Source organism: Hydrogenophaga sp., assembly GCF_031426985.1.
Taxonomy (GTDB): Bacteria; Pseudomonadota; Gammaproteobacteria; order Burkholderiales; family Burkholderiaceae_C; genus Hydrogenophaga.
The window spans coordinates 36,285-57,681 of record NZ_JASJOY010000168.1; the positions used below are offsets into that span (position 1 = coordinate 36,285).

Annotated in this window: 21 protein-coding genes and 1 tRNA gene; 19 read left to right on the forward strand and 3 right to left on the reverse strand. The window is 66.1% G+C overall.

The genetic code is table 11. The features are described 5' to 3' along the window. The first annotated feature begins 63 nt into the window (after positions 1-63). The 13 genes from RMP09_RS18150 (at position 64) to RMP09_RS18210 (ending at position 12,468) form a co-directional block, all read left to right on the forward strand. A complete protein-coding gene (locus RMP09_RS18150; protein WP_310567377.1) occupies positions 64-1,344 on the forward strand; it encodes an aspartate kinase in 1,281 nt (426 codons plus the stop codon). 59 nt (positions 1,345-1,403) lie between these two features. Further along, a tRNA-Ser gene (locus RMP09_RS18155) sits at positions 1,404-1,496 on the forward strand. 184 nt (positions 1,497-1,680) lie between these two features. Continuing rightward, positions 1,681-2,904: a tyrosine-type recombinase/integrase gene (locus tag RMP09_RS18160; protein ID WP_310567378.1), complete on the forward strand. Its 1,224-nt coding sequence runs from the start codon at positions 1,681-1,683 to the stop codon at positions 2,902-2,904. 466 nt (positions 2,905-3,370) lie between these two features. After that, the gene (locus RMP09_RS18165) at positions 3,371-3,817 is read left to right on the forward strand and encodes a hypothetical protein (protein WP_310567379.1); all 447 of its coding nucleotides are present in this window, start codon (positions 3,371-3,373) and stop codon (positions 3,815-3,817) included. Further along, positions 3,814-4,290 carry a hypothetical protein gene (locus tag RMP09_RS18170; RefSeq protein ID WP_310567380.1) on the forward strand — a complete coding sequence of 159 codons (477 nt, stop codon included), beginning with the start codon at positions 3,814-3,816 and terminating at the stop codon, positions 4,288-4,290. Before RMP09_RS18165 ends, RMP09_RS18170 begins: the two co-directional genes overlap by 4 nt. Positions 4,291-4,387: 97 nt before the next feature. Then, entirely contained in the window at positions 4,388-4,606 is a 219-nt protein-coding gene (locus RMP09_RS18175; protein ID WP_310567381.1) for a helix-turn-helix transcriptional regulator, read from the forward strand. Continuing rightward, positions 4,603-4,830: a hypothetical protein gene (locus RMP09_RS18180; protein ID WP_310567382.1), complete on the forward strand. Its 228-nt coding sequence runs from the start codon at positions 4,603-4,605 to the stop codon at positions 4,828-4,830. The genes RMP09_RS18175 and RMP09_RS18180 overlap by 4 nt, the downstream gene beginning before the upstream one ends. 39 nt (positions 4,831-4,869) lie before the next feature. Beyond that, positions 4,870-7,089: a DUF927 domain-containing protein gene (locus RMP09_RS18185; protein WP_310567383.1), complete on the forward strand. Its 2,220-nt coding sequence runs from the start codon at positions 4,870-4,872 to the stop codon at positions 7,087-7,089. A gap of 217 nt (positions 7,090-7,306) precedes the next feature. After that, a complete protein-coding gene (locus RMP09_RS18190) occupies positions 7,307-7,603 on the forward strand; it encodes a hypothetical protein (RefSeq protein ID WP_310567384.1) in 297 nt (98 codons plus the stop codon). Further along, positions 7,597-7,890, forward strand: a complete 294-nt coding sequence (locus RMP09_RS18195) for a hypothetical protein (RefSeq protein ID WP_310567385.1) — start codon at positions 7,597-7,599, stop codon at positions 7,888-7,890. The genes RMP09_RS18190 and RMP09_RS18195 overlap by 7 nt, the downstream gene beginning before the upstream one ends. A 10-nt stretch (positions 7,891-7,900) precedes the next feature. Continuing rightward, positions 7,901-8,461: a hypothetical protein gene (locus tag RMP09_RS18200; RefSeq protein WP_310567386.1), complete on the forward strand. Its 561-nt coding sequence runs from the start codon at positions 7,901-7,903 to the stop codon at positions 8,459-8,461. Positions 8,462-8,871: 410 nt separating this feature from the next. Next, the gene (locus RMP09_RS18205; protein WP_310567387.1) at positions 8,872-10,779 is read left to right on the forward strand and encodes a hypothetical protein; all 1,908 of its coding nucleotides are present in this window, start codon (positions 8,872-8,874) and stop codon (positions 10,777-10,779) included. Positions 10,780-11,556: 777 nt separating this feature from the next. Beyond that, a complete protein-coding gene (locus tag RMP09_RS18210; protein WP_310567388.1) occupies positions 11,557-12,468 on the forward strand; it encodes a DMT family transporter in 912 nt (303 codons plus the stop codon). 7 nt (positions 12,469-12,475) lie between these two features. Here RMP09_RS18210 and RMP09_RS18215 read toward each other — a convergent pair whose 3' ends face one another. Genes RMP09_RS18215 through RMP09_RS18225 form a run of 3 tightly spaced genes read right to left on the reverse strand, consistent with a single transcriptional unit; the run spans position 12,476 to position 15,020 of the window. Continuing rightward, positions 12,476-12,916 (reverse strand): RNA-binding S4 domain-containing protein, encoded by a 441-nt coding sequence (locus tag RMP09_RS18215; RefSeq protein WP_310567389.1) that lies wholly within the window; start codon positions 12,914-12,916, stop codon positions 12,476-12,478. A 5-nt stretch (positions 12,917-12,921) separates the two neighbouring features. Then, positions 12,922-14,340, reverse strand: coding sequence for a sensor histidine kinase (locus RMP09_RS18220; RefSeq protein WP_310567390.1), 1,419 nt, complete (start codon positions 14,338-14,340; stop codon positions 12,922-12,924). Further along, on the reverse strand, positions 14,337-15,020 hold the full coding sequence (locus tag RMP09_RS18225; protein ID WP_310567391.1) for a response regulator transcription factor: 684 nt from the start codon (positions 15,018-15,020) through the stop codon (positions 14,337-14,339). Before RMP09_RS18225 ends, RMP09_RS18220 begins: the two co-directional genes overlap by 4 nt. 130 nt (positions 15,021-15,150) lie before the next feature. Here RMP09_RS18225 and RMP09_RS18230 point away from each other — a divergent pair, with 130 nt between their 5' ends. The 6 genes from RMP09_RS18230 to RMP09_RS18255 form a co-directional block, all read left to right on the forward strand. Further along, a complete protein-coding gene (locus tag RMP09_RS18230; protein WP_310567392.1) occupies positions 15,151-16,113 on the forward strand; it encodes a tripartite tricarboxylate transporter substrate-binding protein in 963 nt (320 codons plus the stop codon). Positions 16,114-16,193: 80 nt separating this feature from the next. After that, the gene (locus tag RMP09_RS18235; RefSeq protein ID WP_409559756.1) at positions 16,194-16,730 is read left to right on the forward strand and encodes a tripartite tricarboxylate transporter TctB family protein; all 537 of its coding nucleotides are present in this window, start codon (positions 16,194-16,196) and stop codon (positions 16,728-16,730) included. A gap of 93 nt (positions 16,731-16,823) precedes the next feature. Continuing rightward, entirely contained in the window at positions 16,824-18,317 is a 1,494-nt protein-coding gene (locus RMP09_RS18240; RefSeq protein ID WP_310567393.1) for a tripartite tricarboxylate transporter permease, read from the forward strand. A gap of 174 nt (positions 18,318-18,491) precedes the next feature. Then, positions 18,492-19,127: an HAD family phosphatase gene (locus RMP09_RS18245; protein WP_310567394.1), complete on the forward strand. Its 636-nt coding sequence runs from the start codon at positions 18,492-18,494 to the stop codon at positions 19,125-19,127. Positions 19,128-19,302: 175 nt separating this feature from the next. After that, positions 19,303-20,781, forward strand: coding sequence for a sigma-54 interaction domain-containing protein (locus RMP09_RS18250; RefSeq protein ID WP_310567395.1), 1,479 nt, complete (start codon positions 19,303-19,305; stop codon positions 20,779-20,781). 165 nt (positions 20,782-20,946) lie between these two features. Next, a partial coding sequence (locus RMP09_RS18255) for an ABC transporter substrate-binding protein (RefSeq protein ID WP_409559757.1) occupies positions 20,947-21,397 on the forward strand: 451 nt, incomplete at its 3' end.

Consider the following 21,397-nt stretch of genomic DNA (forward strand, 5'->3'; position numbering starts at 1 on the left):
CGGCTCTCGTGCGGCGTCCCGGTCGCATGGTCATTCCAACGATCTACAACCCGATCCAACCCGATGGCTTTGATTGTTCACAAGTACGGCGGCACCTCCATGGGGTCGACCGAGCGCATCCGCAACGTGGCCCGGCGTGTGGCCAAGTGGCACAAGGCCGGTCACCAGATGGTGGTGGTGCCCAGCGCCATGAGCGGCGAAACCAACCGCCTGCTGGCGCTGGCCAAGGAGCTGCAACCCGCCCAACAGGGCCAGGCCTATGGCCGTGAGCTGGACATGCTGGCCTCCACCGGCGAGCAGGCCTCGTCGGCCCTGCTGGCCATCGCGCTGCAAGCCGAAGGCATTGATGCCGTCAGCTACGCCGGCTGGCAGATGCCCATCAAGACCAACGACGCCTACACCAAGGCCCGCATCGAATCCATCGACGACGCCCGCGTGCGCGCCGATCTGGCCGCGGGCAAGGTGGTCATCGTCACCGGTTTCCAGGGCGTGGACCCGAACGGCAACATCACCACGCTCGGCCGTGGTGGCAGCGACACCTCGGCCGTGGCCGTGGCCGCTGCCATGAAGGCCGCCGAATGCCTGATCTACACCGACGTGGACGGCGTCTACACGACCGACCCGCGCGTGGTGCCCGAAGCCAAGCGGCTGGAGCGCGTGAGTTTTGAAGAAATGCTGGAGATGGCCAGCATGGGCTCCAAGGTGCTGCAGATCCGCTCGGTGGAATTTGCCGGCAAGTACAAGGTGCCGCTGCGTGTGCTCTCCAGCTTCACGCCCTGGGACATCGACCTGAACGAAGAAGCCAGCTCTGGCACCCTGATCACTTTTGAGGAAGACGAAGATATGGAACGAGCCGTTGTTTCCGGCATTGCCTTCAACCGTGACGAAGCCAAGGTGTCCGTGCTGGGCGTGCCCGACAAGCCGGGCATCGCCTACCAGATCCTGGGCGCCGTGGCCGGTGCCAACGTCGAGGTGGATGTGATCATCCAGAACCTCTCCAAGGACGGCAAGACCGACTTCTCCTTCACCGTGCACCGCAACGACTTCCAGAAGACGGTCGACCTGCTCAAGGGCGAGGTGCTGCCGGCCCTGGGCGCTGCTGACGTGGTGGGCGATGCCCGCATCTGCAAGGTGTCCATCGTGGGCATCGGCATGCGCAGCCACGTGGGTGTGGCCAGCCGCATGTTCAAGTGCCTGAGCGACGAGGGCATCAACATCCAGATGATCTCCACCTCCGAAATCAAGACCTCGGTCGTGATCGACGAGAAGTACATGGAACTGGCCGTGCGCGCGCTGCACCGCGAATTCGACCTGGACCAGACCGCCGACACCATCTCAAAGTGATGCGGCGATGCCTGTCGCTTCGAAAAATGGTCGCGACTTGAGGCATAATGCGAGGCTCTGGAGTGATGACCGAGTGGCCGAAGGTGCTCCCCTGCTAAGGGAGTATGGGGTGTAGAGCCTCATCGAGGGTTCGAATCCCTCTCGCTCCGCCAGAAACGTGTTTCTAGACTGATCAAACGGTCTCAGACAACACCCTAAAAACCCCGCTTCCCCCTAGGAAGCGGGGTTTTTTTGTTTCAGACGCGATCAGGTGGCGTCTTTACAGCTCATCACATGTGGGGGCATATTTGGGGGCACGAATCGGCGTTTTCCGATGCCCCCAGCAAAAATGCCCCCATGCCCCTGACAAAGCTCGAATGCGACCGGGCAACCTGTCCCACAGGCAAACCCTACGCCCGCCTGGCTGACGGCCTGGGCATGTACCTGGAAGTCACTGCGGCTGGTGGCAAGTACTGGCGCATGAAATACCGCCACGCCGGCAAAGAGAAGCGGCTGGCCCTGGGCGTGTATCCAGAGATCTCGCTGGCTGACGCGCGCAAGCGGCGCGACAAGGCGCGCGAGACCCTGGCGGCAGGTGACGACCCCGGCCAGCTCAAGCGCGAGGCGAAGCTGGCCCGGGTCCTGATGGGTGCGAACACTTTCGAGAAGGTAGCCCGGCAGTGGTGGGACCAGTGGAAAGGGCCGAAGAGCCAGCACCACGCCGACTACGTGATCAGGCGCCTGGAGGCTGACGTGTTCCCTGTGCTGGGCTCACGACCAGTGGACACCATCACGGCCCCCCAGCTGCTGGCGATGGCGAAGCGGATCGAGTCCCGCGGCGCTGTTGATATTGCAAAGCGATCGTTGCAAACCTGCGGCCAGATCATGCGGTTCGCGGTGGCCCATGGCCTGATCGAGCGCAACCCGGGCGCCGACGTGCGACCGTCCGACGCCCTCAAGCCACGCGAGAAAGAGAACTACGCGCGACTGGACGCGCGGGAGATGCCCGAGCTGCTGCGCAAGATCGAGGCTTACGCCGGCACGCCCTACACCCGGCTGGCCATGAAGCTGATGGCTTTGACCTTCGTGCGCACTGGGGAACTGATCGGCGCTCGCTGGGCAGAGTTCGACCTGGGGGCGGCGGAATGGCGCATCCCTCCCGAGCGCATGAAGATGCGAACCCCGCACATCGTGCCCCTGGCCCCGCAGGCGGTGGAGGTGCTGCAGGCACTGCAGACCCTTTCGGGTGGGCGGGCCCTGCTGTTCCCTGGCGAGCGGGATCATGAGCGCCCCATGTCCAACAACACGATCTTGGCGGCGCTCAAGCGCATGGGCTACGCCGGCCGGATGACGGGGCACGGCTTCCGGGGGGTGGCTTCGACCATCCTGCACGAACAGGGGTACCCGCACCACGTGATCGAGCTGCAGCTGGCGCACCAGGAGCGCGACCAGGTAGCCGCCGCCTACAACCACGCCACCTACCTACGCGAGCGCCGGGCCATGATGGCCGCGTGGGCCGACCACCTGGACAGGATGCGCAAGGGCGCCGACGTGATCCCGATGCCACAGAGGGCGGCCTGACATGGGCCAGGCACAACACCCCGTCACGGGTCCTTCCAGAAACACCCCTGATGCGGGTCGTTGCGAGCGCGTCAAAGCGCCAGCAGGCAGGCCAGGGAAAAGTGAACAAGTGAACGATCTGGTGAACCATGCCGGCGATTTGCACGCAGACCACCGGGGAACCGGGGGCAGCAGAAAGGAACCCAGCATCCATGCGGGTTCCAGGCCGATCAGGTACCGGGGACAGTCAGGGGACATACAGGGAGCAAACAGGGAACAAAGAAGTGTTCCATCCACAACCATTCACCAGTTGAAGCCACCTGACACCCCTTGAAAAAATAGCGCAAAAGAGTGTTCCTGCGCGCCCCTCAAATGGCGCGCGACAACGCCAAGCCCAGCGGCGGAATGAGCTGGGCACAAAAGGCGGCGGGGCCTGGTGATTCGACCACCGGCCCCGCCTGACCACCTTCAAAACGGAGCTTTGAAAATGGCTGAACAAACTGTACCCCAGCGCCCCGACCACTACGGGCATGCCGACGCCCTGAACAACCAGCGCCAGACCGCGCGTGCAGCGAGCATCGTGCGAGCCGTGTTGATGGCGGTGGATGCCCAACGCAATGAGAAGATGACCTTCCAGAACGACGTTGTTTCGCGCTGGGCATCATCCATTGATGCCGCCTGCTGGTGCCTGGAAAAGGTTCGAGACGACTACTACAACACTGTCAGCCCGCCGTGCTCGGGTGACTGGGGAACACCGCTGAACTTGCTGGAAGCCATGGGCGCCGCCCTGTGGAGCATGGAGTCCGGATCGAGCAAGACCGACATGACGGCGGTGCAGGTGCGAGACCTGTGCGAGGTCATCCTTGACACGCTTTCCACGTTGCATGACGACCTGACAGAAGTAGCCAATAGCCTGAAAGGCGATGCAGCATGAAACCCCTGCAGGGTTCGGCGGTCGGTCTTTTCACGTTTGAACCGGAGCGCCTGCAGGGTGTGGTTGCTGCCTTGGAAAAAGGGGACATCTCCGAGTGCAGGGCGCTGGATGTAGCGCACGCGGCTAAGGTTTTGCGGGCAGTGCTTCTGACTGACCAGCTCGCACCCCGCGCCATACAGGGGTTTTTCGATGTTGGTTTGCCGACGCTCATGATGGCCAGAGTGCACGAGGCCGAAGAGCAGCAGGCGCAGGAAGCCGCAGATGCTATGGGATGGGGCGAGGCCCTATCAATGGTGCGTGAAGCGCGGGACAGACCAAATCAAAGAGGCCTTGTCGAAGCCATGGTGAACATGGCAATGCTTAAAACCCAAGGAAACCGGAGCAAAGCCTTGGAAATGGTTGCCGACTACATGGGGCGGGATGTTGAGTCAGTCAGGAGAAGTATGAACAGAGCCAAGAGCCGCAAGAAATAAGGCCTGTTACACGCAGTGGACACTAACAAATTAGTGTCACTGCACAGATGAACACATATGAAATGAAATGAGCGCTCTTGAAACAACAGGAGCCCTCATGGAAAGCAACACAGTCGATCAACAACCGAAGCTGCAGAAGTGGTTTCGGCTTCAAGAGGTCATTGAGATGACCTCTCTCAGCAGCCCGACCATTTACCGAATGATGGCCGCGGGCACGTTCCCCAAGAGCGTGCAACTCGGAAGAAAGGCTGTCCGCTGGCGCGAATCCGATCTGCTCAACTGGCAGGCCAAAGCAGGCCAGGGGAATCAGCAATGACCCCGGCCCCCGACGACAAGGACCGCCAGATCCAGGAAGCGCGCAAGGTCCTGAAGAACGTGGCGCCCCGCGTGATCTGGAAGCGGACCATCAAGGCATACCAGGCCAAGTTCGGACCCGAGACCGTTCGGGTCGAGGTCACCAAGGATCTGCGCATCCGTGTGGCGAACCCGCGAACAGGCGAGGCAGTGGAGGCGCCGGCCGAAGGCCCGTGCGCTCTGTGAGCTGGACACATATCCGAACACGGAAGGCCAGCCCGCAGGATGCCACCTGAACAACACATCACCCCCAAGCTGATCCGCGAAGTCCTGGCACACGTGCCAGCCGATCAGCACCGGGAAGAGCGAGCCCTGATCGGGTCCGCCATCAAACACCACTGCCCAGATGCAACCGGGCTGGCCCTGTTCGACGCATGGGCCGCCACCGACCAGCAGCTGTATGACCGGGCCGGCGTGAAAGCCAACTGGAACAGCCTGCAGAGCGATGGCGCCAGCTTGCTGACCCTGTTGCACCTGGCCAGAGCAAACGGGTATGAGCTGCCCGATGACTGGCAACCGCCCGCAGCACCTGCAGCTGCCCCAGAACGCCCGCAGGCGCCGACCGGGCGCAGGCCCAAGGGCAAGGCGCAGCGCCCCCAGAAAAACGGCGCCAGCGGCCGTCCAGGCGATCAGGCAGACGACGCCCACAAGCCAGAGCAGGACGCCCGCCCGGATTGGGACCGATTCACCGTCACCGATGCCGGCGTGTTCTACACCGGCAAGGACAAGGACGGCGAAGCGACGAAACCCGTCTGGGTGTGCAGCCCGTTGCACGTGGAGGCCTTGACGCGCGACCAGGACGGCCAGGGCTGGGGCTATCTGCTGACCTTCGACGACCCGCTGGGCAACCCGAAACAGTGGGCCATGCCGGCGCGCATGCTGGCCACGGATGGCGGCGAGTACCGGGGCGCCCTGCTGAATCTCGGTCTGCGCATCGCCACCAACCCGGCCGCCCGGAACCTGCTGACCCAGTACATCCAGACCCGCAGCCCTGGCGCCTTCGCCACCTGCACAGACCGCATCGGCTGGCACGGGCGGCACTTCGTGTTGCCTCACGAGACCATCGGCGACGGCACCGAGCGCATCGTGTTCCAGACCGAAAACGCGCAGGAAAACACCTTCCGCGTGAAGGGCACGGCCGAACAGTGGCGCCAGCGCGTGGCGGCCCTGTGCGTGGGCAACACGCGCCTGGCCTTCGCGGTGGGGTGCGCCTTTGCTGGCCCGCTGCTGCGCGCTGCTGGCGTTGACAGTGGCGGGTTTCACTTTCGGGGCGACAGTTCGGGCGGCAAGACGACCGCCCTCAAGGTGGCGGCGAGCGTGTACGGCGGTACGTCCTACCTGCAACGCTGGCGCACCACCGACAACGCCCTGGAAGCCATCGCGGCGCAGCACTGCGACGGGCTGCTGATCCTGGACGAGCTGGCGCAGGTGGACCCGAAGACCGCGGGCGAATGCGCGTACATGCTGGCCAACGAACAGAGCAAGGCCCGCGCGACCCGCACGGGCACACCGCGTGCGCGCCTGTCGTGGCGCCTGCTGTTCCTCAGTGCGGGTGAGTTGGGCCTGGCCGACCACATGGCCGAAGGCATGAAGAGGATGCGCACCGGGCAAGAGGTCCGCATGGCCGACATACCGGCCGACGCTGGCCGGGGCATGGGCGCCTTCGAACACCTGCACGACCGCGAAGGCGGCGCCGACTTCGCGCGGCACCTGGTGGCCGAAGCCAGCGCCGTCTACGGGGCGCCGGGCCGCGCCTGGCTGCAGTGGCTGACCGAGCAGGGCGAAGGGCTGGCCGATCGCATCCGAGAAGCCGCCGACCGCCTGGCCCGCCAGATCGTGCCCGAGGCCGCCAGCGGCCAGGTCGAGCGCGTGGGCGCCCGCTTTGCCTTGGTGGGCGCTGCGGGCGAGCTGGCCACGTCGGCAGGCCTCACGGGCTGGCCAGAGAGCGAAGCTGAGAACGCCGCCCGCGAGTGCTTCAACGCCTGGCTGGCCGCGCGTGGCGGCATTGGCAATGGCGAAGTCACCGCCATGCTGCGCCAGGTGGCCCGCTTCCTGGAAGCGCACGGCGAAGGCCGCTTCACCTGGTGGCACCGTGCGGCCGACGACCACAGCGCCAAGACCCTGAACCGCGCAGGCCTGCGGCGGATGATCAACGACCGGGGCGAGCCGATCAAGACCAACAGCGACCACCTCAGCGAGTACGGCGACAAGATGCCGGCCGCACTGGGCGAACAGGTCGAGGTCGAATACTTCGTGCTGGCCGAAGTGTTCCGGTCCGAGATCTGCCAGGGCTTCGACCCTCAGGCCGTGGCCCGCGTGCTGTTGGAGCATGAATGCCTGACGGTCAAGGAAGCGGGGCGCCTGAACGTCAAGGAACGCTTGCCAGGCATCGGCAACGCCCGTTGCTACCGCATCAGCCCGGCCATCTTCAAGTTGGATCTCTGAGGCTATGGGGCGCCCATCTGAACCATTCGAGCTGATCGAGCGCTTCCTCGCTGGGGATACGTCTGCGGAGGTTGTGAATCCCCTTCGACGTGGCTTGTCGGCGTGGTTTCTGTGCGGCGGGGAGGTCTCACTCGAAAGGTGCCTGCACTTCCCCAACACGCCCCACCGTGTGCGACTGGCACAGCGCGATGCGTGGATCAGGAGGGCCGCATCGCTGATGAAGTGCCGCTCATCTCACGCAGCGGCTGCAGCCCTGGAGAGCGAGCTTTATCGGTTTGTGACCCGTGGCCGTTGGGCACAGCTGCAGGACCTCAAGGCGCCGCCCGAAGGGCTTTCAACGCTCACGGTGTGCTTGTTCCACATCGCCAGGCTGAACGACGGGGACACCCTGTCCAGCAAGCAGATTCACCGCTTGATCAGACGCGAATACCCCGAGAAATGTCCGCCCGATACGCCGACCATTGAATCTGTCGAAACAACGCCGGGAGACCGGCAATTGGAAAACAGATGCTGATCATCATGCTGACAAACGTCAAAAGGGGCGGCATTCAATACCGCGCCGGGGAACAGGTCTTGGTCCCCAACAAGGAAGCATTCGAGCTCGTCAAAGGTCTCCACGCCAAACCCGCCACGCGCCAGGCGCGCCGGACCTATGACGCCATGCTCGAAGCCCACAAGGCGCTGCACCCGCCGAAGGAAATCGGGCCGGACATCCGGGACCAATTTGTGTCGGCGCCGAAGGTGCAGGACACGCTGCAGGCCCATATGGGCCGCATCACGCTGGGCAACCGCAACAACTGAGGGGATGAGCATGGGAATTTTCGACGCATTCAAGAGCACCCTCAGCAAGTACAGCAGCACCCTCAAGGGTGTGCGCGAACAGATCGATCGCATCGAGATCGAAATCGAGGACATACATTTCGCGCCCATTGCAAAGGAGGATGTGCAGTCCGCTTTTCGCAGTTGGGTCATGAGCGAGGGCATCGAGTGGCGCCGCCTTTTGGGCGATCGCCTGTCAGCGCTGCGGGATCAGCCTATTGCCATGAACGACCCCGAACGCCTGGCGAAGAGCATGCACGATCACGGTCTGCTGCTGCTGGGGGCGATGCCTGGTCCTGGCCAGGTTTTCTTCGAGCCGAGGCTTTTGCAACGATCCCTGATCGGTATGTTCGAAGAGCCGATCAGCAAGGCCATCGATGCGGCCCTTGACGGCCTTGAGTGGGCACCTGGCGCGATCAATTTGAAAGACCGACAGGCGAAGCTGAAGACCTTGAACGAAAAGCTGGCGGAACTCAAGGCAACCGAAGCCGAGTTGGTCAAGCAGGCCATGGAAGTTGGCATTGACCCATCGGGTATTGAGCCAGGCGCCTAAGTGATAAAAAGAGATCCCCCGACGGTCTGTAACGGGGATTCACTGGCCGAAGAGCATCAGGGCGCGGGGGGATGCTCCCGCCGCTTCACGGCTCAACCCCAACCACCTACAGGGATGCCCATGAACGCAACCGACAAAACCAGGTACCTGAACGCCGTTGGCGCCACATCCGCAGCGGTCCGAGGCATGAGGGGCCTACCCCTGCCTGCCGTCGTCAGTGCGCCAGCGCCCCCCAGTCCTTCAGCCAAAACCGACAAGCAGATCGCGGACGAAGCTGTCGCCATGTCGCGGGCAGAAGGCATATCCGTGGTCCAAGCACTCAAGCGTATGGGGATCACGACGTGGCCACGCGCCGAGGCCAGCAGGTAAACAAACCACAGCCACAGCCACAGCCACATCCAGGAGCCAGCATGTCCAACGAAGCAAAAATCAAATTCAGCGCGGAGGACAAAACCTCTGCTGCATTCGCCAGCATCAGCCGCAGCGCTGACAAGCTCGGTTTCAACCTCAACACGCTCAAGGGCGGCGCCATTGCGGCGCTGTCGGCGCTGGCGGTGCCCGTGTCATCTGTTGCCCTGGTCAATATCTCCAAGGCATCGCTCAGCGCGATTGATAGCCTGAAGGATCTTTCCGAGGCGGTGGGTTCCAGCGTTGAGAAGATCAGCGCCATCGACGGGCTCAACCGCGAGGTGGGCGGCAGCTTCGACACCCTCAGCGCCGCACTGGTCAAGTTCAACGGCATCCTCAAAGACGCCGACCCCGACAAGGGCGCCGGCGCCGTGCTCAAGGCGCTGAACCTCGAAATCGAAGAACTCAAGCGCCTGGACCCAGTGGACGCCATGCAGCGCGTGGCCGTGGCGCTGAACCAGTGGGCCGACGACGGCAACCGTGCTCGCGCGGTGCAGGAACTGTTCGGCAAATCCGTGAAGGAAATTGCCCCCTTCATGCGCGACCTGGCCGAGGCCAGCACCCTGCAGGCGCGCGTGACGACGAGGCAGGCCGAAGAGGTGAGCCGCTTCAACGAAGAACTGGCCAAGCTCAAAGCGACGTCGGAGGACGTGGGGCGCTCAATCAGCGTTGACCTGGTCACCGAGATCAACGACATGGTCGACCGCCTGAACAATGGCGCATCGGCCTGGGATGCATTCTTCGGTGCAGCCGAGGCTGGCGCGCGACGCTTCCACAACGGGAAGCTGGGCTTCAACAACCTGGTGGAAGACCCCAAAGACCAGACCGACGCGGAAACCGCGAGGCTCGATCGCCAGTCAGGCTTCTACAACCCCGACAACCAGAGCGTGGCAGAGCTGGCCCGGCTCACCAGGAAGCGCAGCTTGAACATACCGGCCAGCAACGGGAGCACATCGAATGGAAGCCCACGCGGTGGAGCTGGCGAAGACCCCTATGCCAAGGCCAATCGCTACCTCGACAACCTCAGGCAGCAGCTGCAGGCCTCTGCCGAGCTGACAGAGTACGAGAAGCTGCTGGTCGACATTCGGTCGGGCAGCCTGGGCAAGCTCAACCCAGCACTTGAGGCGCAGCTCAAGGCCACAGCCCAGCAGCTGGACATGGACAAAGAGCTGACCGCGATCACCGAGGAATTCAAGGCTCTGAACGATGCCGCCGCTCGCAGCCAGCAGGCGCTCAAGGAAGAGGCCCGCGGCTTCTTCGAGGCCACGCGCACCCCCATCGAGCGGTTGAACATTGAACTGGCGCGGCAAGATGAGTTGTTGCGCAAGCTCGGGCCGTCTTACAAGGAAACGTACATGCGTGCCAACGAGGCCGCGCAAGACCGATACGACTCCGAGACCAAGCTCACCCAGCAGATCAGCGAACTCGACCAATTCGCCCAGCGCGCCGCGCAGAACATGCAGGACTACCTGGGAGATTCTTTCCAGCAGATCATGGAAGGCAACTTCGAAAACGTCGGTGACGCCTTCGTGTCCATGCTCAACAACATGGTGGCGCAGGCAGCAGCGGCAAACCTGGCTGAGCACCTGCTAGGTAAGTACGCCACCGGCAAAGGGGACGGCACAGGCCTACTGGGGAGCGCACTGACCAGCCTGGCGAACTTCGCAGGCTTCAAGGCCGAAGGCGGCCCGGTTCAGTCAGGCAAGGGCTACATCGTCGGTGAGCGTGGTCCCGAGTGGTTCGAGCCTGCCACCAGCGGAACCGTGGTGCCCAACCACGCATTGGGCGGCCAAACTGTGCAGGTCAACAACCACTTCAGCTTCTCCAGTCCGGTGGATCGGCGCACTCAGCAGCAAGTAGCCGCGGCGGCGGGGCGTGGTGTGCAGCTGGCCATGTCCCGTAACGGATGAATGGGCCGATCCTCGCCCCGAGCTGCGGCGCGATGGGGTGGGGGATGGGGTCTTCTTTGCGCGCCACCTCGCATGCCTGCATCCGCATCAGGAAACGAGGGAAGTCAGCCAGTCGGCCGCTACGGCGCCCATCCCCTTGCGGGTCCTTCCTGAAACACCCCTGATGCGGGTCGTTGCGAGCGCGTCAAAGCTCTAGCGTATCGGCTGGGGAAAAGTTGACAGGTTGGTTACCAGCGGGGCGACGCCCCGTTAACTGATTCAGCTTGATAGCACCTGAACAGAATCTGCCCCCGGCGCCCCGGTTGAATGGGCGGCTGTCCCCGGTTTGACCGGGGACAGGAATCTTCAAAGTTGACAACGGGTTACGTGCGAACTTGGTTCTTGTCCCCGGTGCCCCCGGTGTTTTGAGGTCAACTGCTGGATGCGTGGTCAATCGCCAACGGCCAGATACCCGCCCGACGAACGGAGAAGCCCAGAGGAAGAGCCCACCAGGTGGGGGCAATGAAGAGGGCAGGGCGTGGGGGCATATTTGGGGGCACAATCCAGTCCATGCAAGGCGAAAAACCAGTGTTTGTGCGGGTTGCAGGGCTTCATGGGGAAGCCTCTCGCCCGCCAGTCAGACAAGGCCCCCACGCAAGTGGGGGCCTTTTGTCTTTCTGGCTGCTCTGTTTCTCTGCAGCGCCAGGCACGACGGCCTGCAGCGATCTCGATCTCCTGGTGTCGCCGCCGTAGCGTGCGCGACGCCTCGGTGGTGGTGGCGACCCGCACAATCGGGCGATGTCGTCGTCCGCTGTTGCACGCCCGCTCTCGGGCTCCGCTTTTGCCACCCTGCTGCTCATCGCTTTCATGATGGGCGCCAACCACGTGGCGGCCCGTCTGGCCTTCGATCACGGGGTCGATGTGCCGACCGCGGTCGCGTTTCGCAGCGGCCTCACCGCGCTGGTGGTGGGGCTGCTGTTGCGCGCCTACCGCGTGCCGGTCCGTCTGACCGCTCGCCACCGCAAGGCCTTGCCGGCCATGGGCCTGCTGGTCGGTGTGCAGAGCCTGTGCCTGTATTCGGCCGTGGCGCGCCTGCCGGTGGCGCTGGCGCTGCTGGCCTTCAACACCTACCCGCTGTGGACCGCGCTCTGGGCCCGGCTGGTCTACGGGCACCGGCCGCACCGCAACATGGTGCGCGCCATGCCGGTGATGTTGCTGGGTCTGGCCCTGGCGCTGGACGTGCTGGGCGCCGCGTCCGGTCTCGGTGCGGCGGGGCACTGGAGCCGCATCGGCGCCGGCGTGGCCTTTGCCCTGATGGCCGCGGCCACCTTCGGGCTGGCGCTGGTGCTGACGCAACACGAGGCGGGCGATCTCGACGGCCGTCTGCGCACCTTCAGCACCATGGGGATCGTGGCGGTGCTCGCGCTGGCCGGGGTGGCCTACCAGGGCGGGTTCCACCTGCCCACGGCACCCCTGGGCTGGTGGGGGCTGCTGGGATTGACCGCGCTGTACGGCACGGCCTTCACCGTCATGTTCACGGTACTGCCGCGCCTGGGCGTGGTGGGCAACTCGGCCATCATGAACATCGAACCCATCTTCGCTCTGCTGCTGGCCTGGGCGGTGCTGGGTCAGGCAATCGCGCCGGTGCAGGTGGCCGGGGGGCTGCTGGTCGTGGCCACGGTGGTGTGGCTGGGCACGCGCAAGGCCTGAGCGACTTCTATTCGTCGTCGACCGACGCGCTCCAGCGCTGGTTCCACTGTCCGCGCCCTGAGAGCTGCTGCATGTCGCGCCTGTCGCGTTTGGTGGGGCGGCCCTGTTGCAGCGCGAGCGCGGGTTCGGGCGCCAGGCGGCGCTGTTCGGCCTGGTCTTGCCGGCGCGCCAGCGATTCGGCCGTCTCGTCGTAGAGCAGGGCGGCCACCGGGGCCGGGCCGCGCACACCGCTGAGCGCGCGCACGACCACGGTGCGTTGCACGGGGCCGCTGCGCAGTTCCAGCACGTCACCGGGCTTGACCTCGCGCGAGGGCTTGGCCACCTGGCCGTTGACCGTCACGCGGCCTTTGTCGATCTCGTCGCTGCTGAGGCTGCGCGTCTTGTAAAAGCGCGCGGCCCAGAGCCATTTGTCCAGCCGGACTTTGCCTTCGGATGCGGGTGTGCTCATGGTGTTCAGGTGGCGGCCAGGGGCAGGCGCACGGTGGCGTCCAGGCCCTGCACTGTGCCGTGGGTTTCTCGGTTGACCAGCTCGATGCTGCCGCCCAGCGATTGCGTGATTCCGTGGCAGATGGCCAGGCCCAGGCCGGTGCCGCCGCTGCGCCGCTGCGGTTCGGTGGCAAAGGGCTGGAACAGGCGTTCGCGCAGCGCGGCCGAGATGCCCGGTCCGCTGTCGCTGACGGTGAGGGCGGCCGTCTGTGCGTCGGCCACCAGTGCCACCGCCAGGCGCCGGCCGGTGGGCGTGTACTGGATGGCGTTGTGCAGCAGGTTGCGGCTGAGTTCGCGCAGCGCCCATTCGTGCGAGCGCACCGTGACCGCCCGGGCGGGCAGGTCGAGTGAAAAGTCCAGCGACAGGTCGGCGATCAGCGGGGCCAGGTCGAGTGCGACCTTGCGCACCACGTCGGTCCAGTCCATCAGCGGGGCATCGCGGTCTTCGCGCAGCTGTTCGACTTTGGCCAGGGCCAGCATCTGGTTGGCCAGTTCGGTGGCGCGTTCGACCGTGTGGCCGATTTCTTCCAGCGCCTGGGCGGGCGGGATGTCGCCACGCCGGGCCGACTGCACCTGGGTCTTGAGCACGGCGAGCGGCGTGCGCAGCTGGTGCGAGGTGTCGCGCACGAAGCGCTTCTGGTGTTCCAGCAGGTGCGACAGGCGCTGCATGTGCTGGTTGGTCGCTTCCACCAGGGGCTGCAGTTCGCGCGGCGCGTCGTCGGCGGGCAGGGGGGACAGGTCGTTGTCGTTGCGCGCCGTCAGCGCGTGGCTGAGGGCGCGCACCGGGCGCGTGGCGCGCTGCACGACGAACACCACGACGCCGACGATCACGATCACCAGCGCGGCCTGGCGCCACAGCGTGTCCAGCAGGATCTGGCGCGCCAGGGTCTGGCGCAGTTCCAGCGTTTCGGCCACCTGGATGGTGCTCATGCCCTGTGCGCTGCTGCTGGCCACGGGCTGCAGCAGCACCGCCATGCGCACCGGCATGCCGCGGTATTCGTCGTCGTAGAAGTGCACCAGCGCAGCGTAGATCTTCTGGTCGGGCAGCTGCGCCCGGGGCGGTGGCAGGTCTTCGAAGCCCGAGACCATTTCGCCGGCGAAGCCGCTGACGCGGTAGAAGATGCGGCTGCGGTTGTCGGCCTCGAAGGCTTCCAGCGCCGAATATTGCAGGGTGGAGTGCACGCGGGCCTGTTCGCCCCGACCTTCGACGTTCAGCTGTTCGCTCAGCGACTTGGCGGTGGCCAGCAGGGTGCGGTCGTACGCGGTGTCGGCGGCGGCCAGCGCCTGGCGGTACAGCACCACGGTATTGATCACCACAAAACCGGCCACCGGCAGCAGGATGCCCAGCAGCAGCGTGCGCCGCAGCGACGCCGGGCGGTGCTTCATGCGGCTGCCTTGAGCAGGTAGCCCAGCCCGCGCAGCGTGACCAGCTGCGCGCCGGTGTGGGCGATCTTCTTGCGCAGGCGGTAGGCCACGACCTCGATGGCCTCGGGCTGGATGTGGCTCTCGCCGGGGAAAACGAGTTCGGTCAGCCGTTCCTTGGCGATGGCCTGGCCGGGCTTGGCCAGCACGGCGCGCAGCAGGGCCAGTTCGCGCGGGGCCAGTTCCAGCGGAGCGCCTTCGAAGTAGACGGCGCCGTTGTCCTTGTCCAGCTGCATGCCGCACCAGGCGGCGCTGTGGCCGGCGCTGGCGCTGTCGGGGCTGCCGCCCGATCGGCGCACCAGGGCGCGCACCCGGGCTTCGAGTTCGTCGAGGTCGAAGGGTTTGGGCAGGTAGTCGTCAGCCCCGGTGTTCAGGCCGATGATGCGGTCGCCCACCGTGCCGCGCGCGGTGAGGATGATGACCGGGGTGGCCAGGCCGGCCGCGCGCGCATCGCCCAGCACCTGCAGGCCGTCGCGCCCGGGCAGGCTCAGGTCCAGCAGCACGGCGTCGGGCAGGCTGGCCTGCCACAGCGCCAGCGCGCGTTCGCCGTCGCCACAGGTGAGCACCTGCATGCCGCGGCGCTCGAAGGTGCGCGCCAGCGTGGTCTGCAGGGTGGGGTTGTCCTCGATCAGCAGCAGTTTCATGCGCGGCCATTATCGGCACGCCGCGCCCACCGACCGCATCCTAGGGAAACCCCTGAGCCGCTGGACAGCCGATTGACAGGGAGCGACAGGAACATCAGGGCTGTCGATCAACCACCACCGGAGACTGTTCATGCGTCGCGACACCTTCCTCAAATCCCTGGCCGCACTGGCCGCCGCTGGCGCCCTGCCGAACGCTGCCTGGGCCGCCAACAACATCAAGATGATGATCCCGGCCAACCCCGGTGGTGGCTGGGACGGCACGGGCCGCGCCCTGGGCGAGGCCCTGCGCGATGCCAAGGCGGCCGATACCGTGACGTTCGAGAACAAGGGCGGTGCGGCCGGTGCCATTGGCCTGGCCCAGTTCTACAACGCCACCAAGGGCGACCCCAATGCGCTGATGGTCATGGGCGCCGTCATGCTCGGCGGCATCATCACCGGCAAGCCGCCGGTGTCCATCACCCAGCTCACGCCCATCGCCCGCCTGAGCACCGAATACAACGTGTTCGTGCTGCCCGCCAACTCGCCTTTCAACACCATGAAGGACGTGGTCGATGCCCTGAAGAAGGACCCCGGCAGCGTCAAGTGGGGCGGCGGTTCGCGCGGCTCCACCGAGCACATCGCCGCCTCGCAGATCGCACAGGCCGTGGGCGTGCCCGCCGCCAAGATCAACTACGTGCCGTTCCGTGGGGGCGGTGAGGCGGTCGCCGCCATCCTGGGCGGCAACGTCACCGTGGGCGGCAGCGGCTACAGCGAATTCCAGCAGTACATCGAGAGCGGCAAGATGAAGGCGATCGCCGTCACCTCGCCGACCCGCGTCAAGGGCATGGACAAGATCCCCACGCTCAAGGAGCAGGGCATCAACGTCGAGATCGGCAACTGGCGCGGTGTGTTCGGTGCGGCCGGCCTGACGCCGGCGCAACGCGATGAGCTGACGCAGCGCGTGATCAAGGCGACCCAGAGCAAGGCCTGGCAGGACGCCCTGGTCAAGAACAACTGGATGCCCGCGCTGCTGACCGGCAAGGCGTTCGACGAGTTCGTGGACAAGGACTTCTCCGCCCTGCGCGCGACCATGGTGCGCGCCGGCATGGTCTGAGCCCGCTCACCCAACCGGTCTGACACAGCGGCCGCGGCGTTCGCGTCGCGGCCTTTTTGTTCCTGCGAGGAGTTGCGCACATGCAAACCGAATCCATGGGCTCGCCCGAAGCGCGTCCCGATCACCGTCCCGCTCAGCTGGCCATCGGCGTGGGCGCCGTGCTGCTGGCCGCCGCGCTGGCCTATGGCGCGGCCAACATCCCGTCCGATGCGGGTTACGCGGGCGTGGGCCCCGACTTCCTGCCCTGGCTGGTGGCGGCGGCCATGGCCCTGTGCGGCGTGCTGCTCATCTGGGAAGTGCGCACCGGTGGTTTTCGCAAGATGGAAGAGCCTTCGGGCGCGGCGCGCGGCGACTGGCACGCCCTGGCCTGGGTCTCGGCCGGCATCCTGGGCAATGCGGCCCTGATCACCACCATCGGCTTCATCCTCAGCTGCGCGCTGTGCTTCACGCTGGCGGTGCGGGGCCTGCGCATCAGCGAAGGCAAACCCGGCGGCCACGCCATGCAGACGGTCAGGGACGCGGCGACCGGCATGCTGATCTCGGCGCCCACCTACTGGCTGTTCACCAAATTCCTCGCCGTCAACCTGCCGGGCCTCACGGGCACCGGCTGGCTATGAGCCCCCACGCTCATCACTGCGTGTATTCGCTGCCCCCCGAGGGGGCGCAGTCCGCCTTGGGGCGGCCCGGCGGCGGACTATCAGGAGCACACCATGCTTGAACTCTGGAACAACCTGCTCGGCGGCTTCGCCACCGCGGGCACCCCCATCAACCTGCTGTGGGCGCTCGCCGGCTGCGCGCTGGGCACCGCCATCGGCGTGCTGCCCGGCCTGGGCCCGGCGGTCACGGTGGCCATGCTTCTGCCCATCACCGGCCAGGTGGAGCCCACCGCGTCGATGATCTTCTTCGCCGGCATCTACTACGGCGCTATGTACGGGGGCTCGACCACCTCCATCCTGCTCAACACCCCGGGTGAAACCGGCACCATGGTGACCGCGCTCGAAGGCTTCAAGATGGCCAAGAGCGGGCGCGCCGGTGCGGCGCTGGCCTCGGCGGCCATCGGCTCGTTTGTGGCGGGCTCCATCGCCACCGTGCTGGTGACGCTGTTCGCGCCCTTCCTGGCCGAGTTCGCTGTCAAGCTCGGCCCGCCCGAGTATTTCTGCCTGATGCTGCTGGCCTTCACCACCGTGAGCGCGGTGCTGGGGCAGAGCACGCTGCGCGGCCTCACCGCGCTGTTCTTCGGCCTGGCCCTGGGCCTGATCGGCATGGACCAGATCACCGGCCAGGTGCGTTACACCGGCGGCATCATCGAATTCATGGACGGCGTGGAGGTGGTGCTGGTCGCGGTGGGCCTGTTCGCCGTGACCGAGGCGCTCTACAACGCGCTGTACGAAGGCAAGAGCGAAGCCAGCCTGAACAAGATGAACAAGGCGCACATGACGCGCGCCGAGTGGAAGCGCTCCTGGCCCGCCTGGCTGCGCGGCACGGTCATCGGCTTCCCCTTCGGCACCATCCCGGCCGGCGGCTCCGAGATCCCGACCTTCCTGAGCTACGCCACTGAGCGCAAGCTGGCCGCCCCGGAGCACAAGCAGGAGTTCGGCACCACCGGTGCCATCGAAGGTGTGGCCGGCCCCGAAGCCGCCAACAACGCGGCCGTGACCGCCACCCTGGTGCCGCTGCTCACGCTGGGCATTCCCACCTCGGTGACCGCCGCCATCCTGCTGAGCGCGCTGCAGAACTACGGCATCAACGCCGGCCCGCAGCTGTTCCAGACCTCGTCGGCCCTGGTGTGGGCGCTGATCGCTTCGCTCTACATCGGCAACGTGATGCTGCTGGTGCTCAACCTGCCCATGGTGGGCCTGTGGGTCAAGCTGCTGAAAATCCCCAAGGCGCCGCTGTACGCCGGCATCCTGATCTTCGCCACCGTGGGCGTGTACGGCATGCGCCAGAGCTCGTTCGACCTGTTCGTCATGTTCGGCCTGGCGCTGGTGGGGGTGGTCATGCGCCGCTTCGACTTCCCGACCGCGCCGGTGATCGTGGGCCTGATCCTGGGCCCGCTGGCCGAGGCGCAGTTCCGCAACGCCATGTCGATCGGCGAGGGCAGCGTGGAGGTGTTCTTCCAGCGCCCGATGTCGGCCACGCTGCTGGCCATCGTGCTGCTGGTGCTGATCACGCCGCGTGTGCTGGCCTGGCACCGGAGGAGCTGAACCGAACACCCCCTGCGCCGCTGACGCGGCTTCCCCCTCTGTGGCGCGCCTGCGGCGCTTCGAGGGGGACGCACCTGGTGGCCGGGCGAAGCCCGTTCCACGGGTGCCCTGGACGCAGGCACTTCGCACCGGAGGTCGGTGTGCTCCCGCCTGCGCGGCGGCGAAAATCACCGGATGACTTCACAGACGGTGATTTTTGACCTCGGCGGCGTGTTGCTGCACTGGCAGCCGCTGGCCCTGCTGCAGCAACTGCTGCCGCAACACGCCCCCGACCCCGAGCGCGCCCAGGCGCTGGCGCGTCAGGTGTTCCAGGGCTTCGACCCCGGCAGCGACTGGGCCCTGTTCGACCTCGGGCAGATCGAGCCCGACGCGCTGGCGCAGCGCATCGCACAGCGCACCGGCCTGCCGGTGGCCGACGTGCAGGCGGTGATCACCGCCATCCCGCCGCACCTGGCCACGCTCGAAGGCACCGAAGCCTTGGTGCATGCCCTGCGCGAGGCCGGCCACCGGCTGTGTTTCCTCTCCAACATGCCGGCGCCCTACGCCGAGCACCTGCTGCGCGAGAAGCCGTTTTTCAGCGCGTTCGACGACGGCATCTTCTCGGCCCATGTGCAGCAGATCAAGCCCGACCCTGGCATCTACAGTCTGGCCGTGGAGCGGTTCGGCCTGAACGGCACAGGCGTGTGGTTCATCGACGACGTGCAGCGCAACCTGGACGCGGCACGATCGCACGGCTGGCAGGGCCTGCGCTTCGAATCGGCCGGGCAGGTGAGGGCGCAACTGGTGGACGCCGGCCTGCTGCCGGCGTGACGGATGGCCGGGGATGTTTTGCCTTGCAGCTGCCGCACCGAAGCGAACTGCCTGAATCCAGAGCGTCCAGAACGCGGCGGAACCACCCTTCGACCACGCAGGACGGGCCGCATCGCGTTGCCCCCCTTGGGGCGGTGGCGCCCAGCGCGGTGGGGGTGGGCCCTATCATCCCGCCATGACCCGAGACGACCGACTGCCGCGCGACGCCCAGAGCATCCTGGAGCTGGCCGCGCGCTCGATGTTCGACCTGTTCGCCAACGCCAGCGAAGGCATGCTGCTGGTGGACCGCAACGGCCGCGTGGTCTGGATCAACGACCAGTACCGCCGTTTCCTGCCCGCGCTGGGCTACGCGCGCGAGGAAGACTTCGTCGGCCACCCCGTCTCCAGCGTGGTGCAGAACACGCAGATGCACCAGGTGCTGGAAACCGGCAAGCCCATCCTGATCGACCTGCTGACCAACAAGGCCGGCACCTTCGTGGTCAGTCGCATCCCGTTGCGCGACGACGCGGGGGCGGTGATCGGGGTGCTGGGCATCGTGCTGTTCGACCATCCCGAGACCACGCTGCAGCCCTTCATCGCCAAGTTCGCGCGGCTGGAGCAGGACCTGAACGAGGCCCGCCGCGAGCTGGCCAGCCAGCGCCGCGCCAAATACACCTTTGCCAGCTTCGTGGGCACCAGCCCGGCCGCACTGGAAGTCAAACGCCAGGCGCGCCGCGCCGCGCAGTCGGCCAGCCCGGTGCTGTTGCTGGGCGAAACCGGCACCGGCAAGGAGCTGCTGGCGCACGCCATCCACGCCGCGTCGCCACGCGCGGGGCGGTCGTTCGTGGGCGTGAACATGGCGGCCGTGCCCGAGGCGCTGCTGGAGGCCGAATTTTTCGGCGTCGCGCCCGGCGCCTACACCGGGGCCGACAAGAAGGGCCGCGACGGCAAGTTCAAGCTGGCCGACGGCGGCACGCTGTTCCTCGACGAACTGGGCGACATGCCGATGGCCGTGCAGGTCAAGCTGCTGCGCGCGCTGCAGGACGGCGAGATCGAGCCCCTGGGCTCCAACCAGCTGATCCGTTGCGACGTGCGGGTGGTGGCCGCGACCTCGCGCGACCTGGTGCAGCTGGTGCGCGATGGGCTGTTCCGCGAAGACCTGTACTACCGGCTGAACGTGCTGCCGATCCGCGTGCCGCCGCTGCGCGAGCGGCGCGACGACCTGCCCCTGCTGGTCGAGGCCCTGTGCGAAGACATCGCCGCGCGCGGTGGCAGCGCCCAGCACGAGCTGGACGCCGGCGCCCAGGCCCTGCTGGCCGCGCAGCCCTGGCGCGGCAACATCCGCGAACTGCGCAACGTTCTCGAACAGCTGGCCCTGCGCAGCGACACGCCGCAGATCCACGCCGCGCTGGTCGAGCAGGTGCTGCGCCAGTCGGGGCTGGACCGCATCGAACCGGCGGTGCCGTCGGCGGCGCTGCCGCGTGGCGGGGCGGGGGTGGCGCTGGACGAGCGCCCGCTGCCCGAGCAGATTGCCGAGCTGGAGCGCCGCGCCATCGCGGCCGCGCTGGCGCGCACCGGCGGCAACCGCGCGGCGGCGGCCCGGCTGCTGGGCATCTCGCGCGCCAGCCTGTACGACAAGCTGGGTGATGTGTCTGAATTTCAGACTGCTGTCTGATATTCAGACATGTTGAGGTCGTTTGGGTTGTCTGAAAATCAGACGCTTGAATTTGAGGTGCGCGTAAGTCCTTGATTCAAAAGGGCGGTCGGACCTGGCACGCTCCCTGCAAAGTGTGTGGCGAAGGCACCGCCCGGTGGCCTGACCACAACCAGGAGACAAGACATGTTCCAGACCACGCGCCGCGTTGCGGTGATGGCCCTTGCCTGCACCGCCACGCTCGGTTTTGCCCAGTCGAACAAGGGCGAGATCCGCATCGCCCACATCCACAGCAAGACCGGCCCGCTGGAGGCCTACGCCAAGCAGACGCACACCGGCCTGATGATGGGGCTGGCCTACGCCACCGGCGGCACCATGATGGTGGCGGGCAAGAAGATCGTGGTCATCGAGAAGGACGACCAGGGCAAGCCCGACGTGGGCAAGAGCCTGCTGGCCACCGCCTACGCCGACGACAAGGTGGACCTGGCCATCGGCCCGACGGCATCGCCCGTGGCGCTGGCCATGCTGCCGGTGGCGCAGGAATACCAGAAGATCCTGCTGGTCGAGCCGGCCGTGGCCGACTCCATCACCGGCGACAAGTGGAACAAGTACATCTTCCGCACCGGCCGCAACAGCA

Bases quoted from the DNA above. Each gene is read 5' to 3' on its own strand.
- RMP09_RS18150 (WP_310567377.1), top strand. From the start codon at position 64: ATGGCTTTGATTGTTCACAAGTACGGCGGCACCTCCATGGGGTCGACC.
- RMP09_RS18250 (WP_310567395.1), top strand. From the start codon at position 19,303: ATGACCCGAGACGACCGACTGCCGCGCGACGCCCAGAGCATCCTGGAG.
- RMP09_RS18215 (WP_310567389.1), bottom strand. From the start codon at position 12,916: ATGAGCACACCCGCATCCGAAGGCAAAGTCCGGCTGGACAAATGGCTC.
- RMP09_RS18200 (WP_310567386.1), top strand. From the start codon at position 7,901: ATGGGAATTTTCGACGCATTCAAGAGCACCCTCAGCAAGTACAGCAGC.
- RMP09_RS18240 (WP_310567393.1), top strand. From the start codon at position 16,824: ATGCTTGAACTCTGGAACAACCTGCTCGGCGGCTTCGCCACCGCGGGC.
- RMP09_RS18225 (WP_310567391.1), bottom strand. From the start codon at position 15,020: ATGAAACTGCTGCTGATCGAGGACAACCCCACCCTGCAGACCACGCTG.
- RMP09_RS18190 (WP_310567384.1), top strand. From the start codon at position 7,307: ATGAAGTGCCGCTCATCTCACGCAGCGGCTGCAGCCCTGGAGAGCGAG.
- RMP09_RS18210 (WP_310567388.1), top strand. From the start codon at position 11,557: ATGTCGTCGTCCGCTGTTGCACGCCCGCTCTCGGGCTCCGCTTTTGCC.
- RMP09_RS18165 (WP_310567379.1), top strand. From the start codon at position 3,371: ATGGCTGAACAAACTGTACCCCAGCGCCCCGACCACTACGGGCATGCC.
- RMP09_RS18195 (WP_310567385.1), top strand. From the start codon at position 7,597: ATGCTGATCATCATGCTGACAAACGTCAAAAGGGGCGGCATTCAATAC.
- RMP09_RS18220 (WP_310567390.1), bottom strand. From the start codon at position 14,340: ATGAAGCACCGCCCGGCGTCGCTGCGGCGCACGCTGCTGCTGGGCATC.
- RMP09_RS18180 (WP_310567382.1), top strand. From the start codon at position 4,603: ATGACCCCGGCCCCCGACGACAAGGACCGCCAGATCCAGGAAGCGCGC.
- RMP09_RS18235 (WP_409559756.1), top strand. From the start codon at position 16,194: ATGCAAACCGAATCCATGGGCTCGCCCGAAGCGCGTCCCGATCACCGT.
- RMP09_RS18245 (WP_310567394.1), top strand. From the start codon at position 18,492: ATGACTTCACAGACGGTGATTTTTGACCTCGGCGGCGTGTTGCTGCAC.
- RMP09_RS18230 (WP_310567392.1), top strand. From the start codon at position 15,151: ATGCGTCGCGACACCTTCCTCAAATCCCTGGCCGCACTGGCCGCCGCT.
- RMP09_RS18205 (WP_310567387.1), top strand. From the start codon at position 8,872: ATGTCCAACGAAGCAAAAATCAAATTCAGCGCGGAGGACAAAACCTCT.
- RMP09_RS18185 (WP_310567383.1), top strand. From the start codon at position 4,870: ATGCCACCTGAACAACACATCACCCCCAAGCTGATCCGCGAAGTCCTG.
- RMP09_RS18170 (WP_310567380.1), top strand. From the start codon at position 3,814: ATGAAACCCCTGCAGGGTTCGGCGGTCGGTCTTTTCACGTTTGAACCG.
- RMP09_RS18160 (WP_310567378.1), top strand. From the start codon at position 1,681: ATGCCCCTGACAAAGCTCGAATGCGACCGGGCAACCTGTCCCACAGGC.
- RMP09_RS18175 (WP_310567381.1), top strand. From the start codon at position 4,388: ATGGAAAGCAACACAGTCGATCAACAACCGAAGCTGCAGAAGTGGTTT.